Annotated in this window: 16 protein-coding genes; 11 read left to right on the forward strand and 5 right to left on the reverse strand. The window is 70.7% G+C overall.

What is annotated here, in order from left to right:
- Positions 1-312 precede the first annotated feature (312 nt).
- From ACX80W_RS10370 to ACX80W_RS10390, 5 genes are all read left to right on the forward strand, one after another.
- Complete coding sequence (locus ACX80W_RS10370) at positions 313-954, forward strand: ABC transporter permease (protein ID WP_459282950.1); 642 nt, start codon at positions 313-315, stop codon at positions 952-954.
- Positions 947-2,245, forward strand: coding sequence for an ABC transporter ATP-binding protein (locus ACX80W_RS10375; RefSeq protein ID WP_459282952.1), 1,299 nt, complete (start codon positions 947-949; stop codon positions 2,243-2,245). Before ACX80W_RS10370 ends, ACX80W_RS10375 begins: the two co-directional genes overlap by 8 nt.
- Positions 2,238-3,026 carry an ABC transporter permease gene (locus ACX80W_RS10380; protein WP_459282954.1) on the forward strand — a complete coding sequence of 263 codons (789 nt, stop codon included), beginning with the start codon at positions 2,238-2,240 and terminating at the stop codon, positions 3,024-3,026. Before ACX80W_RS10375 ends, ACX80W_RS10380 begins: the two co-directional genes overlap by 8 nt.
- A 2-nt stretch (positions 3,027-3,028) precedes the next feature.
- The gene (locus tag ACX80W_RS10385; protein WP_459282956.1) at positions 3,029-4,048 is read left to right on the forward strand and encodes a glycine betaine ABC transporter substrate-binding protein; all 1,020 of its coding nucleotides are present in this window, start codon (positions 3,029-3,031) and stop codon (positions 4,046-4,048) included.
- 148 nt (positions 4,049-4,196) lie between these two features.
- On the forward strand, positions 4,197-5,108 hold the full coding sequence (locus tag ACX80W_RS10390; RefSeq protein ID WP_459282958.1) for a phosphodiesterase: 912 nt from the start codon (positions 4,197-4,199) through the stop codon (positions 5,106-5,108).
- On the opposite strand, the gene ACX80W_RS10395 is transcribed toward ACX80W_RS10390, so the two are convergent.
- The 3 genes from ACX80W_RS10395 to ACX80W_RS10405 form a co-directional block, all read right to left on the reverse strand.
- On the reverse strand, positions 5,105-5,947 hold the full coding sequence (locus ACX80W_RS10395; RefSeq protein WP_459282960.1) for an MSMEG_6728 family protein: 843 nt from the start codon (positions 5,945-5,947) through the stop codon (positions 5,105-5,107). The two genes, ACX80W_RS10390 and ACX80W_RS10395, sit on opposite strands and share 4 nt — an antisense overlap.
- 34 nt (positions 5,948-5,981) lie before the next feature.
- A complete protein-coding gene (locus tag ACX80W_RS10400; RefSeq protein ID WP_459282962.1) occupies positions 5,982-7,613 on the reverse strand; it encodes a stealth family protein in 1,632 nt (543 codons plus the stop codon).
- Between the two features lie 65 nt (positions 7,614-7,678).
- On the reverse strand, positions 7,679-8,314 hold the full coding sequence (locus tag ACX80W_RS10405) for a DUF1684 domain-containing protein (protein ID WP_459282964.1): 636 nt from the start codon (positions 8,312-8,314) through the stop codon (positions 7,679-7,681).
- 68 nt (positions 8,315-8,382) lie between these two features.
- Between ACX80W_RS10405 and ACX80W_RS10410 the strand changes: the two genes are divergently transcribed.
- Together ACX80W_RS10410 and ACX80W_RS10415 are read left to right on the forward strand one after the other, a co-directional pair.
- Positions 8,383-9,135, forward strand: coding sequence for a sulfite exporter TauE/SafE family protein (locus tag ACX80W_RS10410; protein ID WP_459282966.1), 753 nt, complete (start codon positions 8,383-8,385; stop codon positions 9,133-9,135).
- Between the two features lie 66 nt (positions 9,136-9,201).
- Positions 9,202-10,491, forward strand: coding sequence for a cell division protein PerM (locus tag ACX80W_RS10415; protein ID WP_459282968.1), 1,290 nt, complete (start codon positions 9,202-9,204; stop codon positions 10,489-10,491).
- Position 10,492: 1 nt separating this feature from the next.
- Here the strand turns inward: ACX80W_RS10415 and ACX80W_RS10420 are convergent, their stop codons facing one another.
- Positions 10,493-10,960, reverse strand: a complete 468-nt coding sequence (locus ACX80W_RS10420) for a hypothetical protein (protein ID WP_459282970.1) — start codon at positions 10,958-10,960, stop codon at positions 10,493-10,495.
- Between the two features lie 59 nt (positions 10,961-11,019).
- Between ACX80W_RS10420 and purN the strand changes: the two genes are divergently transcribed.
- The 3 genes from purN (at position 11,020) to ACX80W_RS10435 (ending at position 13,344) form a co-directional block, all read left to right on the forward strand.
- Positions 11,020-11,586 (forward strand): phosphoribosylglycinamide formyltransferase, encoded by a 567-nt coding sequence (gene purN, locus ACX80W_RS10425; protein ID WP_459282972.1) that lies wholly within the window; start codon positions 11,020-11,022, stop codon positions 11,584-11,586.
- A complete protein-coding gene (locus ACX80W_RS10430; RefSeq protein ID WP_459282974.1) occupies positions 11,583-12,602 on the forward strand; it encodes a magnesium and cobalt transport protein CorA in 1,020 nt (339 codons plus the stop codon). The genes purN and ACX80W_RS10430 overlap by 4 nt, the downstream gene beginning before the upstream one ends.
- A 160-nt stretch (positions 12,603-12,762) precedes the next feature.
- On the forward strand, positions 12,763-13,344 hold the full coding sequence (locus ACX80W_RS10435) for a DUF6318 family protein (RefSeq protein WP_459282976.1): 582 nt from the start codon (positions 12,763-12,765) through the stop codon (positions 13,342-13,344).
- A gap of 99 nt (positions 13,345-13,443) precedes the next feature.
- Here the strand turns inward: ACX80W_RS10435 and ACX80W_RS10440 are convergent, their stop codons facing one another.
- Positions 13,444-14,796 carry an MFS transporter gene (locus ACX80W_RS10440; protein WP_459282978.1) on the reverse strand — a complete coding sequence of 451 codons (1,353 nt, stop codon included), beginning with the start codon at positions 14,794-14,796 and terminating at the stop codon, positions 13,444-13,446.
- A 329-nt stretch (positions 14,797-15,125) separates the two neighbouring features.
- Here ACX80W_RS10440 and purH point away from each other — a divergent pair, with 329 nt between their 5' ends.
- Positions 15,126-16,754, forward strand: coding sequence for a bifunctional phosphoribosylaminoimidazolecarboxamide formyltransferase/IMP cyclohydrolase (purH, locus tag ACX80W_RS10445; RefSeq protein WP_459282980.1), 1,629 nt, complete (start codon positions 15,126-15,128; stop codon positions 16,752-16,754).
- The last annotated feature ends 20 nt before the right edge of the window (positions 16,755-16,774 follow it).

A 16,774-nucleotide genomic window follows, 5' to 3' on the forward strand; every position in this document is an offset into this window, starting at 1 on the left:
TCGGTGAAATCTCCGCGGAATCCAGCCACGGATCGACTGCTGAAACCCGCAACGGAGCCACGGGCTGGAACGAGCCTACGGGGGTCCGGAAGGCGAATCCAGCATACCGCCGAAGGTGACGCCGGGGCCCGGCGCGGACCGCTGCGGAGGAGCGCCGGCGATGACTGGAGGGGCCCCTGGGACGGCTGGTGAAATGGCAACTTCGCGGAAGTCTGCCTAAGGTAGAGGCCGCCGTTCACCGATAAAGCGGCCTGGTTTTCGCCCGAAGTTTCCCGCTGCGGGCAGTTCTCCCAAGGTGAAAAGGGTATGAATGTGATCGATTTTCTCGTCGAAAGGATCGACTCGGTCCTCTTCTCGAGCTGGCAGCACTTCTCCCTCGTGGTGCAGTGCCTGCTGCTCGCGGCGGTGGCCGCCGTCGTCCTCGCGGTGCTCGTGTACCGAAACGCCACGCTCTCGGCCCTGGCCAACGGCGTCTCGGCGGTCGGGCTGACGGTTCCGGCGTTCGCCCTGATCGGTCTGCTGATCGCCCCCCTCGGGTTCGGCGTGGCCCCTGCGGTGATCGTCGTAGCGTTCTACGCCGCGCTGCCGATCCTGCGCAACGCCATCGTCGGCCTCACCGGCATCGACCAGTCCCTCGTTGAGGCGGCACGCGGCATCGGCATGGGCCGGTTCCGCACGCTGCTCCGGATCGAGCTCCCCATGGCGTGGCCGGTCATCCTCACCGGGATCCGCGTCTCGGCGCAGATGGTGATGGGAATCGCCGCGATCACCGCCTACGCGCTCGGCCCCGGACTCGGCGGCCTGATCTTCTCCGGGCTCTCCCGCCTCGGCGGTGCGAACTCGTTCGAGTCGGTCGCCACCGGCGTCTTCTGCGTCATCGTTCTTGCCTTTGTCCTTGACCTGCTTCTCGTCGGCCTGGGCCGGCTTACAACCCCGCGAGGTATCCGTGTCTGAAACCCTTTCCTCCTCCCCGGCCGCCGGAGCTGCGGCGCCCCCGATCACCGGTGCCAGCATCCTCCTGGACACCGTCACCAAGCGCTATCCCGGCCAGGCGAAGCCCGCGGTGGACGGTCTCACCCTGGAGATCCCGGCGGGGAAGATCGTGATGTTCGTCGGTCCCTCGGGCTGCGGCAAGACCACGACCCTGAAGATGATCAACCGGCTGATCGAGCCCTCCGAGGGCAGGATCGTCCTCGACGGCGACGACGTCACCCGGATCGACGGGGACTCCCTGCGCCGGCGCATCGGATACGTCATCCAGGCCGGGGGACTGTTCCCCCACATGAGCGTCGCCGCCAACATCGGCCTCGTGCCCAAGATGCTCGGCTGGAGCAAGGAGCGCATCGCCGAGCGCGTCGATGAACTGCTCGAACTCGTCTCCCTCGACCCGGACCGCTACCGGGACCGGTTCCCCCGCGAACTCTCCGGCGGGCAGCAGCAGCGCGTCGGGGTGGCCCGCGCCCTTGCCGCCGATCCGCCCGTGCTGCTCATGGACGAACCGTTCGGAGCGGTGGACCCCATCACGCGCCAGCGCCTCCAGGACGAACTGCTCAACATCCAGGGCGAGCTGCAGAAGACGATCGTCTGCGTCACCCACGACTTCGACGAGGCGGTGAAGCTCGGCGACTGGATCGCGATCTTCGACGAAGGCGCCCAGCTGGTCCAGTACGACACCCCCGAACGGATCCTCGCCGAACCCGCCAACGAGTTCGTCGAGAACTTCATCGGCTCGGGTGCGGGCCTCAAGCAGCTGACCCTGACCCGCGTCAACGAGGTCGACCTGGCGGACGCGGTCGTGGCCCGCCCCGGGGACCTCGCCACCGATGTGCTCTCGCGCATGGACGCCGTTGACCACAACCATGCGGTCATCGTCGATGCCCGGAACCGCCCGCTGCAGTGGCTCTCGCGCCGGCAGCTGAGCCGGCTCGAGCGGGTCGGCGCCGCGCGCGACCCCCGGCTGCCCGTGGTGGGCGACCGGGCCACCCTCAACGACGCGCTCGATACGATGCTCGTCTCGAGCGTGGGGGCGGCGCTGGTCACCGGTCCGCGCGACTCGTTCCGCGGCGTGATCGACGTCGACACCGTCATGGACGCCATCGGACGGGCCCACCGGCACGCCCGCACTGCCCACGCCAAGGGCCGCCCGGTCGGAGTGAACACCGGCACGCTCGAGGCGGTGCAGGCCACCGGCGCCCCCGGGCAGGCGGCGGTAGGACTGGCCGGACCGGGAGGCTCCGGTGAGTGAGTCGACATCGACCGGGGTCCCGGCCGGGCAGGAAGCGGCCATCCGGGCCGACGCCGCGCCGCTGTCGTGGCGTCCGCTGCTGCTTCAGCTCGCCGGGATCGTCCTGGCCGGCGTCGTCCTGGCCCTCTGGCTGGCCATGGCCGACCTGACCGGCGCCGAACGCACGACCCTGAGCCCGTCATCCCTCGCCGGGTACACCCGGGAGCACCTGGCCCTGGCCGGACTCTCGGCCCTGATCGTGCTGCTGGTCGCCATCCCGCTGGGCATCCTCCTGACCCGCAGCGGCATGCGCCGGTTCAACACTCCGGTGCTGGCCCTGGCCAACTTCGGCCAGGCGGCCCCGGCCGTCGGGCTCGTGGTGCTCCTGGCGTTCTGGCTCGGCTTCGGCTTCTGGGCCGCCGTCGCCGCGCTGGTGCTCTACGCCGCCCTGCCGGTGCTGCGCAACACCATGGTCGGCCTGAACCAGGTCGACCAGCGGCTGGTGGAGGCCGGCCGGGGGATGGGCATGAGCGCCCTCGCCGTGCTGCTGCGGGTCGAGCTTCCCCTTGCCGTCCCCATCATGCTCGCGGGCATCCGCACGGCACTGGTCCTCCTCGTCGGCACGGCAGCCCTCGCCACCTTCGTCAACGGCGGCGGCCTCGGGATCCTCATCACCACCGGCGTCAACCTCAACCTGCCGCGCGTACTCGTGGCGGGTTCGGTGATCGTGGCGCTCCTTGCCCTGCTCGTCGACTGGGCCGGCCGCGTCGTGGAGCACGTGGCCCGCCCGAAAGGACTCTGACAATGACCCCGCAGAACCTTCCCGTCCCCGCCGGACGGCGGGGAAGGCTGCCCGCACTCCTCGCCGCCTCGGCGGTGCTGCTGGCCGGCTGCGGCCTGCAGCCCGCCACCTCCTACGTCCCCGAAGCGGGCTCCGGCTCGATTCGGGCCCTCGAGGGCGCCGAAGGGGCGCCGCTGACCGTCACCTCAAAGAACTTCACCGAGCAACTGATTCTGGGGAAGATCGCGGTGCTCGCGGCCTCCGCGGCGGGCTTCGAGGTCACCGACCTCACCAATGTGCCCGGCAGCCAGCCCGTGCGCGAACTGCTCGTCTCCGGAGACGCCGACCTGACGATCGAATACACGGGCACCGCGTGGCTGACCTTCCTCAACCAGCCGGCCGGCATTCCCGACAAGGAGGAACAGTGGCAGGCGGTCCATGACGCCGACCTCGCCAACTCCCTCTCCTGGGGGCGGCCGGCTCCGCTGAACAACACCTACGCGCTCGCGGTGCGCTCCGAGGCCGCCAAGGAACTCGGCGGCATCACGAAGCTCTCGCAGATCGCCGAACTGCCCGTCTCCGAGCGCACCTTCTGCGTCGAGTCTGAGTTCAACTCGCGCACCGACGGGCTGAACCCCATGCTCGAGCACTACGGCCTGACCCGCGGCGCTCCCGACGGCGTGCCGGATGCGAACATCGGGGTCTACGACACCGGGGCCGTGTACTCGGCAACCGACAGCGGCGACTGCAACTTCGGCGAGGTGTTCTCGACCGATGGCCGCATCGACGCACTCGACCTCACCATCCTGGAGGACGACCTCAACTTCTTCCCCGCCTACAACGCGGCCCCCGTCTTCAGCACCGAGGTCCTCGAGCGGCACCCCGGCCTTGAAGACGTGTTCGCGCAGGTCGCCAAGGAGCTCACCGACGAGGAGCTGCGGCGGATGAACCTGCTGGTGGACGTGAAGGGGCAGGAACCGGCCGATGTCGCCTTCGACTTCATGGTCGAGAAGGGCTTCATCTCCGAGCCGGGGAAGGGCTGAACGGGGGAGGGGCCGAACCGGGGCGCAGGTCGGGCGCACTTTAACTTTTCCGACTTGCCGCGCCGAATTCACTTCATGGACGGCCGGGCTCTGCTTTGATGGAAGGCAATTGGGTTGTACGACGCAGTCAACTACCAAGAAGGTTGCCATGGAGTACCGGACGGCCGAACATGCGAGGCCGCAGCATTTCATCCTGCATCTGAGCGACACCCACCTGGTGGGCGGTCCGGGACCCCTCTACGGGGCGGTGGACAGCGAAGAGAGGCTGCGCCGGATCTTCGCTGACATCTCCGCCTCGGGTGCCCGCCCCGACGCCATCGTGTTCACGGGCGACCTCGCCGACAAGGGCGAACCCGGCGCCTACGCGAAGCTGCGCGCCATCGTGGATCCGGCCGCCGAGCGCCTCGGGGCCCGGGTGGTGTGGGCGATGGGCAACCACGACGACCGGGCGGCCTTCCGCTCGGGCCTGCTCGACGAAGCCCCCGGGACCGCTCCCGTGGACTGTTCCTACGACCTCGACGGGCTGCGGATCATCACCCTCGACTCGACGGTGCCGGGCCACCACCACGGCGCGCTCAGCCGGAGCCAGCTGATGTGGCTGGCCAACGAACTGCTCACTCCGGCACCGCACGGGACGATCCTCGCCCTGCACCACCCGCCGGTGCCCAGCGTCCAGGACCTCGCCGTCCTGGTCGAGCTGCGCGGCCAGCGCCAGCTCGCCGACGTCGTGCGCGGCTCCGACATCCGGGCCGTCATCGCCGGGCACCTCCACTACTCGACGACAGCGACCTTCGCCGGGGTGCCCGTCTCGGTCGCCTCGGCCACCTGCTACACCCAGGACCTGCAGTACGACGGCGGGGGAACCCGGGGCCGCGACGGCGCCCAGTCCTACAATATGGTCCACGTCTACGAGGACACGATCGTGCACTCGGTGGTGCCGGCCGGGCAGTACGCGGCGGTGGGGGAGACGGTTCCCCGCGCCGAGACCCGGCGGCGCCTCGAGGCGGCGGGGGTTCGGATCGCCGAGGCGGCTCCGGCCCGCCAGTTCACCGGGGTCTAGCGGGCGCGCCCGGGCTCCCCGCCCGGTCCCGGGGCCAGCGCCGGAGGCCGCGGCACGCAGAACAGGGTGCGCGGATCCTGCAGCAGGGCCGGCCGGTCGAAGCCGCCGCGGCCCACCCACCCGTCCAGGGCGACGCCGCGGATGAGGGCATCCTCCGCCAGCAGCACCGGCCCCGCGGTGCCGGTGCTGAACCGCTCCGGGTCCGGTCCGGCCAGCACGACGGTGTCGCCGTCGGCGATGCCGTGCTCGAAGACCGCCAGCTGGCGGTCCCACTTCGGGGCGGGCCTGCCGCCGGGCGCCTCCAGCGGCATCCGCAGGGCCGCGCGGGGCTCCCCGACGGACACGGCGTCGGGGCCGGCATCGGTCCGCCAGATCCACACCCGGCCGTCGGCGGGCTCGCTGGGCAGGATCTCGCGTTCGGGCTCCGGCCACAGGTAGGGCAGGTCCTCCGGCACGCCGGGGAAGCGGTCCCGGTAGATTTCCGGTGCCTTCTGGATCAGGTTCGACTGGTGGCTCAGGTGTACTCCGGGGTCGCCGAGCCACGGCGGCAGGGCGACGGCGTCCGGCTCGGCGTCCGGGGCGAACTCCCGGATCAGCGGGCCGGTCGTGTCGGCGTGCCCGCGCGAGACCCACTCCCGGACCATCGCCAGGCCGTACACGCTCAGTGCCGGCACGTACCCCATCCACATGCGGATCGCCGGATGCCGGCGCCACCCGTAGTCCGGGATGACCAGGGCGCGCAGCGCCTGCAGCGTCTCGACGCGCTGCTTGCCGAGCCGTGCCTGGTCGAGGACGGCGGCGCTGGCGGCGAAGTCCGGGTACGGCAGGAACGTCTGCATGGAGCCAGTCTGGCACGCACCCGGGAGCCGGTGGCTACTTCTCCCAGGGGGCCTTGACGGGGAAGTACTTCTCGAGGAACTCCGTGACGAGCCGGGCTCGTTCGTCGGCGGGCACCTCGGGGAAGCTGCCGTCATTGAGGCAGAAGAAGTCGAAGCTGCGCTTGTCGAGCATCTTGTTGAGGATCTTCAGCCCCGACCGCGCCGTGGTGTCGACGTACTTCACCCGCGCCAGCTCCTGGGTGACCGCCCGCCCCGTCAGCAGCGAGTAGTAGTGGTAGAGCGAGTTGGTGACCGAGATATTGTCCTTGGCCCGGAAGGTCGAGGCGGCGGTCGCCTTGAACTCCGCGGCGAACTCCTGCTCCATCTCCAGCAGCACGCTCCTGCGCAGCGGAGCCGCGGTGTGCTCGAGGTGCCGGGTGGTGATCCTGCCGAACCGCTCGTGCAGCAGCCGGCGGTTAACGCGCGCCGCGTTCTCGAAGCCGCTGCGTTCGGCGTCGTTCTCGCCCAGGCCGATCCGGGTGTCGGCCTCGATGAACTTGGTGATGCCCCCGGGGGAGAAGAACATGTCGGGTGCCACGGGGCGGCCGAAGAACATGTCGTCGTTGGAGTACAGGAAGTGCTCCGCCAGGCCCGGAATGTGCTGGAGCTGGGCCTCGACGGCCTGCGAATTGTGGGTCGGCAGCACCGACGGGTCGAGGAAGTGCTCCTCGGCGCGCACGAGGGTCACCGAGGGGTGCTCGGCAAGCCATTCGGGGCGCGCCGAATCGGTGGCGATGAAGACCCGGCGCACCCAGGGGGCGAACATGTACACCGACCGCAGCGCGTACTTCAGTTCGTCGATCTGGCGGAAGCGCGCCTCGTGATCGTCGCCTTCACCGACGACGGCACCCTTCATCCGCGCGGCGCGCGCCGCCTGGAACTCCGGGCTGCTGCCGTCGACCCAGGAGAAGACGAGGTCGATGTCGAAGCCGATGTCCGAGGCGTGGTCGGCGAACATATTGTCGATGGTGGGCCACTTCAGGCCGTGGCGCTCAACGGAACCGCGCACCGCCTCGGCCGCAGGCACCGTGCGGCGGGTCAGCGAGTTCTCCACCGGGAGTTCGATGTTGTCGGCGTGAAGTGTCCACAGTTCGATCTGCACGCCGGCGGAGGGCCCGTAGGCCAGCCCGCCGATCGGTTCGATGCGGGGGCGGAACAGCCGGTAGATGCGGGCCTTGCGGCTGTGCGACAGGGACCCGTCCGCGACCAGCAGGGTGGTGCGGCGCTTGGTGTCAACGGTGCGTGAATAAAAGGGTTCGTTGCGGCACGCCTCCACCAGGGCCGCGCGCAGCCGCTCCTGGTCCTTGACGTCGATGGCGATGACGGGGCGTTCGTCATTGCCGCGCACCAGCAGGAACTGGATGCCGGCGGCATCGAGGGCGGCACGGATGAACAGCAGGTCCTCGACCATGGCCTCGTGCGGGGTGCGGTCGGAGTTGATCAGGGTGAAGCGCCGCTTGACGGTGGTGATGTCGGAGCGGTCAGTGAATCGGGCGACTGCCGCACGGGAGGCGGACTCGAGAATCTCAGCTTCGTTCTCCGGTTCGGGAGCGCCGAAATAGATGTCGTGTTGTGCAGCCGTGTCCGTAATCGTTGCCTCCGCGCGGTTGGGTGTCGAAACTCCCATGATAGGGCCTGCGGGGGCTGCTCCTGAAGGCACAGGTCCGGACCGGTGCCCGGGCGCGGAGCGCGTTAGTACGTGCGGTAGAGCTCTCCGACGGGAACGTCGGCGTCGAGCCGGTTCTCCGGTCCCGGCAGCGGGCACGCCCACGCCTCGTCGTAGGCGCACGAGGGGTTGTAGGAGAAGTTGAGGTCGATCACGAGGCTGCCGGGCTGGCGGCCCTCGCCCAGGTGGGCGCCCTTGATGGTGTCGAGCAGGTACCGGCCGGCCCCGTAGGTTCCGCCGTCGCGTCCGGCGGTTGTGTCGCGCAGCGGAAGGAAGATCCCGCCGCCGTACGACTTCAGCCGCCACAGCGCGAGCTGGCCCAGGCCCGGCAGCACCACGCTGCCCAGGCGTTGGAAGGGAACCGTGCCGTCGGTGCCCGTCTCGACGTCGCGGACCTCGCCGGCCCCCTCGTCGTTCACGGCGGCCTCGAACCGGTAGGACGGGTCGTAGTCGGCCATGGCGACCCCCGAGAACCGCTCCTTCGCGGCGGCGTCCAGGGGCGAGGCCGGGTGGGTGCCCAGGAGGTGGTTCCGGCCGGCCCGCCACAGGGCGTGGGCCGCCTCCGGAGAGTCCTCGACCGTCCTGCGGCGCACCTGCCCGTACAGGCTGAAAACCGATTTCCGCCAGTCCGCCGTATCGAGGGCGGTGGTGAGCAACGTCATGCACTCAGCGTACCCCCGGGCAGCGCGCGCGCACCGGTTGGAACACCTCCCTGCGTACTGTGGGGAGGGTGACCCTTGGGATTTTCTCGATAGTGCTCGGCGCGATCTTCGCAGGAGCCGTGGCCCAGCGCATCGCCGGTCTCGGCTTCGCCCTGCTGATCGCCCCGTTCCTCGTGCTGATCCTTGGCCCCCACGAAGGGGTGCTGCTGGTGAACATCTGCGGGGTGGTGTCCTCGGCGATCATCGTCGGACGGGTGTGGCGCGACATCGACTGGAGCATGTTCCGCTGGCTCACCGTTCCCTCCTTTTTCGGCTCGATCCCCGGCTCGCTCATCGCCGTCGCCGCGCCGGCGGCACCGCTGGCGGTGACCGTGGGCGGCGTCGTGCTCGTCGCGCTGTCGGTGTCGCTGGTCCTCCAGCGCTCCGACGTGGTGGTCCGCGGCAATGTGCCCAAGGCGCTGGCCGGATTCGGCGCAGGGCTGACCAACTCGATGGCCGGGGTGGGCGGACCGGCGGTCAGCGCCTACGCCGTCCTGGCGCGGTGGCCGCAGCGGCCCTTCGCCGCGACCCTCCAGCCCTTCTTCGTCATCATCGGGCTCGTGACCCTCGCGGTGAAGCTCTTCCTCGACCCGGCCCAGGCCCCGGCCCTGGCCCCCTGGATGTGGGGAGCCATCGGGATCACTATCGTCGGCGGCATCTTCGCCGGGGAGAAGCTCGGGCGCTTCATCCGGGACGACCACGCCCGGATCGGCGTCGTCGTCATCGCCTTCCTCGGGGCCGGGCTGGCCACTGCCAAGGGCCTGGCCGACCTGCTCGCCTAGCCCGCATCCGCGCCCCGGCCGCGTCGGTGGACGGCCCACCCCGGAGCCGGTGGCACCATTGAAGGGATGAAACTTCCACGCCGGAGACCGACCGCCCCTCCCATGCCCCTGTGGCTGCAGGGGGTGTTCGAGCTCGGCCAGGCCGCCCTGATCTCCGCGGCCCTCGTCCTCATCCCCATCGCCGCCGTGTGGCTGACCGGGGGATTCGCCGACCGGGATGCCGCCTCCGCGGCGCAGTCGGCGGGCCACGCCTGGCTGGTCATGCACGGGGTGCCGCTGGTGCTCACCTTCCCGCCGGGCACCGTGATCGCCGGGACGACGTCGGGCCTGCTGCACGCCGTGCCCCTCGGCCTGGTGCTCGTACCGTTCCTGCTCGCGTGGCGGGCCGGACGGCGCCTGGCCCGGGCCTCCTACACCGACCAGCTGTGGCAGGCGGTCCTCGGGGCGCTTGGCATCTACGCCCTGGTGGGGGCCGCCGCCGCCTACTTCTCCACGAATGCCGAGGTCACCGTCCCGTTGGTGGCCGGTGCCCTGATCCCGCCCGTCTCGGCCGGGCTCGGGATCGTCACCGGCGCCTACCGGGAGGCCGGCGCGTGGAGCCGCCTGATCGGCGTCGACCTCGCCTCGTGGATCGCGCGGACGAGCCAGCACTCGCGGTGGGCCGGCTCCTACGCGTGGTCCGTGGTGCGCTCGGCCTTCCTCGGCGTGGTGGCCGCCACCGGCCTGTCGGCGGTCCTCTTCGCCGCCGCGGTGGTGCTGCACTGGGCCGACGTCATCACCGTCTACGAACGCCTCGAGGCCGGGATCGCCGGGTCGACGGCCCTGACCCTCGGGCAGCTGGGCCTGCTGCCCAACCTCGTGCTGTGGACCCTCGCCTGGGCGTCCGGGGCCGGGTTCGCGCTCGGCGCCGGCAGTTCACTCACGCCCCTGGCCAGCACCGTGGGCCCCCTGCCCGCGGTGCCCGTGCTCGGGGCGCTGCCGGCCGGGGCCCCCGAGTACGGCCTCGCCGCGCTGGCCCTGCCCGTGGTGGCCGGCCTGCTCGCCGGGTGGTGGTTCTTCCGGGAGGGCGAGAACCACTTCGACGAGTGGCTGAGCCTTAAGACTTCGGCCCGCTGGCTCACCTCGATTGTCTCGACGGTGTGCCTCGGGCTTTTCGTGGGCCTGCTGGCCGGCCTGGGCGGAGCTGCCCTGGCCCTGCTGTCGAGGGCGTCCCTGGGCATCGGCCGGCTGACCGACCTCGGCCCGGACCCGCTTGCGGTCGCCCTGTGGCTCGGCGCCGAGGTCGGGCTCGGCGCGGTGCTCGGCTATGCGGTGGCGCCCCTGCTGGAGCGGGAACCGCAGCGGCGGGACGCCTGACTCAGCCCGGGAGCAGCCCGTCGAGGGTCAGCAGCCGGTCCTGGCACTCCCGCTCGGCCTCAAGGGTCAGGGCGGTGTCGATGCAGTCCTCGTAGTTCTCGGTCACCGGCCACAGGGCAATCAGCAGTGCCGTCGAAAGGGCGAGGAAGCCGGCAATGCCCACGCCCACCGCGGCGGTGAGGCGGACGAACCCGCCCAGCCTGCTCCGCACGGCGCGCACCAGGGCCAGGATGCCCAGGACGAACGCCGCAGTGCTGAACACCAGGCCCAGCACCTTGAACGGCAGATCCAGCGAACTCGTGACCACCGCCGTGACGAGGGTGACCAGGAACCACTGGGAGAGGACCCGGGCGCGCTCATCCGGGGCGGGATCCGCTCCCGGGGCGGTCCGGCCGGAGACGGCGCGGTGCGGGCCGTTGGAGGGGCCTTTCGACGGGCCATTCGATGGAGGTGCGGACCGCTGGTTCATGGTTCAACCCTAGCCGCTGCGGTTTACGCCGAGCCGACCGCGCGCCCTACAGTGGAGCAATGCGCATCGTTCTCCTGGTCTCCGGCACGGGGTCCAATCTCCAGGCCGTCATCGACGCGGTCGCCTCCGGCGGCCTCGACGCCGAAATCGCCGCCGTCGGCGCCGACCGGCCGGGCACGTTCGGCGTCGAACGGGCGGCCCGGGCCGGGATCCCCACCTTCGTCGTCGACTTCGCCGCCTATCCGGACCGCTCCGAATGGAACGACGCGCTCGGCGCGGCGGTCGCCTCCTACGAGCCCGACTACGTGGTGTCCTCGGGCTTCATGAGGATCGTCGACCAGGGCTTCCTGGACCGCTTCCCCAACCGCTACCTCAACACGCACCCCGCGCTGCTGCCGAGCTTCCCCGGCGCCCATGGGGTCCGCGACGCGCTCGCCTACGGCGTCAAGGTCACCGGGTGCACCGTGATGGTCGCCGACGCCGGCGTGGACACTGGTCCGATCCTCGCCCAGGCTCCGGTGGCCGTGCTGCCCGGCGACACCGAGGAGAGCCTGCACGAACGCATCAAGGTCGAAGAGCGCCGGCTCCTGATCGAGACCCTCCGGACGCTGGGGAGCACACGGTGAACGCGCTTGTCGCGAATGCCGTCTACGTCAACGGCAGGCGGAGGATCGAGCCGGGCAATCTCGACTCGACTTTCGAGGCGATGCGCGAGACCGCCGGCATGGGCTGGATCGGCCTGTACCGCCCCGACCGCGCCGAGATCCAGGCCGTCGCCGAGGAGTTCGGGCTGCACGAACTGGCCGTCGAGGACGCCGCCAACGGCCACCAGCGCGCGAAGCTCGAGCGCTACGGCGAGACCCTCTTCGTGGTGCTGCGCCCGGCCCGCTACCTCGACCGGGAGGAGAAGGTGGAGTTCGGCGAGCTCCACGTCTTCGCGGGCTCCGACTTCGTCGTCACCGTCCGGCACGCCGAGTCGCCGGACCTGGGCGCGGTGCGGGACCGGATGGAGGCCAGCCCCGAGCTGCTCGCGATGGGCCCGCAGGCGGTCCTCTACGCCATCCTCGACGAGGTGGTCGACGAGTACCTGCCGGTGGTGAACGGGCTCGAAAACGACATCGACGAGATCGAGAACGAGCTCTTCGGCGGCGACCCCGATGTCTCACGCCGGATCTACGAGCTCCACCGGGAGGTCATCGAGTTCCAGCGCGCCACCCAGCCGCTCCAGACCATCATCGAGTCGCTGCAGCGCGGCTCGGGCGACTTCCGGGGCGAGGGGGAGCTCGCCCGGCGGCTGCGCGACGTGCTCGACCACGTGCTGCGCATCGTGGAGCGGGTCAACACGTTCCGCAGCCTGCTGCAGAGCCTGCTGGCTGTCCACTCCACCCTGGTGGCGCAGCGGCAGAACGAGGAGATGACCCGGCTGACCGAGACCTCGCTGACGCAGAACGAGGAGGTCAAGCGGATCTCCTCCTGGGCCGCGATCCTCTTTGCCCCGACCCTCGTCGCCTCGATCTACGGGATGAACTTCGACGTGATTCCGGAACTGCACTGGACCCTTGGCTACCCCTTCGCGCTGCTGCTGATGGTCGCCATGGGCGCCGGCCTCTACTGGGCCTTCCGCCGCCGGAAGTGGCTCTGACCCAGCTCTGAACCAGCTCTGCCCCACGGCTCCGGCGCGATCTCCGTCACATCCCGGCCGACTTCCTCACTTGTTGCCCGAAGCCACCGATAGTGTGGACCGGGCCGATCCGAGGCCCCGGGGCGCGCGGGTGCCCCGTTCTTCCAGGTTGGGATCCACCATGAGCCTCCTTCGAACCGCGGTCCTCGCCGCCACCCTCCTCGCCGTGAGCGGCTGCGGCGCCGCAGCCGGGCCGGCCGCCGGGCCGGAGTCCGCGGCGCCGTCGCCCGCCAGCTCGAGCGCGCCGGCGTCGAACATCCGCCAGCCCGAATCCAATGAACTCGCCACGGAGAACTCCGCCGAGGGCGCCCGGGCCTTCCTGTTCCACTACTTCGACCTCACCGCCTACGCCCTCCAGACCGGGGACACGGGCGTGCTCCTCGAACACCTCGACGGCGCGGCCGCCGAGGCCGACCGGGCCGGGCGCATCGCGGAGGTGTACGAGGACGGCGGGTGGATCCTCGGCGGGCAGCCCAAGGTGAAGAACATCCTCGTCACCTCCCCTGAGGGCGCCGCCGAGGTGACCGCGCTTCTGCCGGTCAACCCGGGGGAGTACACGTCCTTCGGAGCCGACGGGAAGGTCCTTGAGCACCGGCCCTTCACCCCGGACGGGACGGTCTACACCGCCGCCGTGAAGTACGCCGAAGGGGCCTGGAAGATCACCTCGCTCGAGGAAACCCCGGAGGCCGAACTGCCGGAGTAGCCTCCCGGCGCCGGAACGCCCGGGGGCCGGGAGGCCCCCGGCTTTCATTTGGCCCGCGGGTTTATTCGGTCCGGGCGGACCGGCCCAGGGCAGCTCGGCTCAGTGCAGCTCGGCGCCCCGGGTCTCCGGGGCGTTCCGCGCCATCCAGAGCACCGCGACGAGCACCAGGGCGCCGGTGAGCGCGAAGGTCAACGGCAGGCCGAGGTAGGGCCAGAGCAGCGACCCGAAGATCAGCGGCACGAGCCCGGCCCCGACGCGGGAGACCGTGGAGGCCCAGCCGAAGCCGGACGCACGCAGGTCCGTGGGGTAGAGCTCCGACACGTAGGTGTAGAGCACCGGGATGGCGACCTGGATCAGGAACCCGAAGGCCAGGAGCCACAGGGTCGCCACCAGGGGTGCATCGACGGTGAGCGCGAAAATGACGAGGACGGCGGCCGAGAGCGGGCCGGTGATCCCGAGGATCCACTTGCGGCCGACGCGCTCCACCAGCAGGGCCGCGGCGATCACGCCGAACAGTCCAATGCCGGTCATACCCGCCGTGGTGATGAACGCGACCGACTGCTTGTACCCGGCCTCGATGAGGATCTTCGGCATCCAGGTCAGCGCCCCGTAGTACACGAGCAGGATGGTCAGGAACAGCGACCACGCGGTCAGGGTCAGCCGCCAGTTGTAGCGCCAGATGCCGGAGAACTGGCCGGTGAGGCCGCCCAGGGTCAGCTTCGCCGCCGTGCCCGGTTCGGGCAGGCGCCATTCGGTCGTCCCGCCGCCGGTGCGCTCGATGAGGGAGTCGATGACCTTCCGGGCCTCCTCACGCCGCCCCTTCTGCACCAGGTACAGCGGGGATTCGGGGACCGAGCGGCGCACCCAGAACACCAGCAGGGCGGGCAGGACCATCACGAGCATGGCGTACCGCCAGTCGCCGAAGCTGGCCACGAGCAGCGTGGTAACGACCCCGCAGAGGAAGGCTCCGATCGGCCACCAGGCGTCCATGGCGGTGAGCACCCGGCCCCGGTGTTTGCGGGGGGTGAATTCACCGACGAGGGCGTAGTCGACCGGGATGCAGCCGCCGAGGCCGAACCCGGCGGCGAAGCGGAAGATGGAGAACCACACGATGTCGGGGGAGAAGGCGCCGAGCACCGTGAAGATGGAGAAGATCAGCAGGGTCGCGGTGAACGCCGTCCGCCGGCCGATGAGGTCGGCGATGGAGCCCCAGGTGAACGCCCCGAGGGCCATGCCGATCAGGTTCGAGGTGCCCACCCAGGCCGCCTGGCCCGGGGTCAGGCCCCAGTCCGCGGAGAGCAGGGGGATGAGGTAGCCGTTGAGGGTGACGTCCCACGCGTCGAACATGAAGCCGAGGCCGCCGATGAGGAAGATCTTCCCCTGCACGCGCCACCGCCAGGGAAGCTCCTGGACCACCTGGTCGCCGGTGGGTAACGAAATTGAGGTGCTCACTGTGCCTTCCTGAACGGGCGGGGTGACTGCGAAGCTCTACAGCCGCGCATGGGGCACCGAAACTGTGTCCCTGGTGATCTGCAACGCAGAAAGAGCGAGTTAAAGTCCTGATGACCATAATCTGCGCAGTTCCGATTCTACGCCGTCGTTCCAGGCCGCCCCGCCGACGCCCGTGGCCGGGGTGTCCCGCCGGCGGTTCCGCTGCGGTCCCCGGACGGCGGGAGCCGTCCGGGGTCCGACCCTTGGGGGGTGGACTTCCTGCCCGGGCTTCGGGTCCTCGGCCCTGCCCGGTGCGCCTATAGAATTGGAGTGACCCCCCGCACAGCAACATGACGGAGATCTGCGTGAGCACCACCCATCCTGACCGTGTCCCCATCCGCCGGGCCCTGATCTCGGTGTACGACAAGACCGGTTTGGAGGAACTCGCCCGCGGCCTCTCCGCGGCGGGGGTGGACCTCGTCTCCACCGGCTCGACGGCGGCCCGCATCGCCGCCGCCGGAGTCCCCGTCACCGAGGTCTCCGAGGTCACCGGGTTCCCCGAGTGCCTCGACGGGCGGGTCAAGACCCTCCACCCGAAGATCCACGCCGGCATCCTCGCCGACCGCCGCAGGGAGGAGCACACCGCCCAGCTCGCCGAGCTCGGCGTCGAGGCCTTCGACCTGGTCGTGGTGAACCTCTACCCCTTCGTCGAGACGGTCCGCTCCGGGGCGGCCCCCGACGATGTCGTCGAGCAGATCGACATCGGCGGCCCCGCCATGGTCCGCTCCGCCGCGAAGAACCACCCCTCCGTCGCCGTCGTCGTCGACCCCGCGCGGTACGGTGACGTCGTGGCCGCCGCGGCGGACGGCGGGTTCGAACTCACCGCCCGCCGCCGCCTGGCGGCCGCCGCCTTCGCGCACACCGCCGCGTATGACGCCGCGGTGGCCGCGTGGACCGCGGCCCAGTTCGGTGACGGCACCGCCGACGGCGATGCCTGGCCCGCCTACGCCGGACAGGCCCTCGAGCGCTCGGAGGTGCTGCGCTACGGGGAGAACCCGCACCAGCCGGCTGCCCTGTATGTGGACAAGGCGGCGGCTCCCGGGATCGCCCAGGCCACCCAGCTGCACGGCAAGGCGATGAGCTACAACAACTTCGTCGACGCCGACGCCGCCCTGCGGGCCGCCTTCGACTTCGCCGAGCCCGCCGTGGCGATCATCAAGCACGCCAACCCCTGCGGCGTGGCTGTCGCTGCGGCCGGCGCAGAGGACCCCATCGCCGACGCCCACGCGAAGGCGCACGCCTGCGACCCGGTGTCGGCCTTCGGCGGCGTGATCGCCGCCAACCGCGAGGTGAGCGCCCGCATGGCCGAGGCCGTGAAGGACATCTTCACCGAGGTGGTCATCGCCCCGTCGTTTGCGCCCGAGGCCGTCGAGATTCTCTCGCAGAAGAAGAACATCCGCCTCCTTGCCCTTCCGGCGGACTACCGGCGCGACCCGGTCGAGATGCGCCAGGTCTCCGGCGGGGTGCTCGTGCAGCAGGCCGACACCCTCCAGGCCGGCGGCGACGACCCCGCCAACTGGACCCTGGCCGCCGGTGAACCCGCCGACGAGGCCACCCTTGCCGATCTTGCCTTCGCCTGGCGCGCCTGCCGGGCGGCGAAGTCCAACGCCATCCTGCTTGCCGCCGACGGTGCCTCCGTGGGCGTCGGCATGGGCCAGGTCAACCGCCTCGACTCCTGCCGGCTGGCCGTGGAGCGGGCCAACACCCTCGCCGGCGAGGGCGCCGAACGCGCCCGCGGCGCCGTGGCCGCCTCCGACGCGTTCTTCCCCTTTGCCGACGGCCTGCAGATCCTGCTCGACGCCGGAGTGCGCGCCGTCGTCTCACCCGGCGGGTCGGTGCGCGACACCGAGGTCGTCGACGCCGCGGCGGCTGCCGGTGTCCCGCTGTACTTCACCGGGGCAAGGCACTTCTTCCACTAGCTCCGAGGTGGCCCTCGGGT

The sequence above is a fragment of the Arthrobacter melezitosi genome (assembly GCF_054511055.1).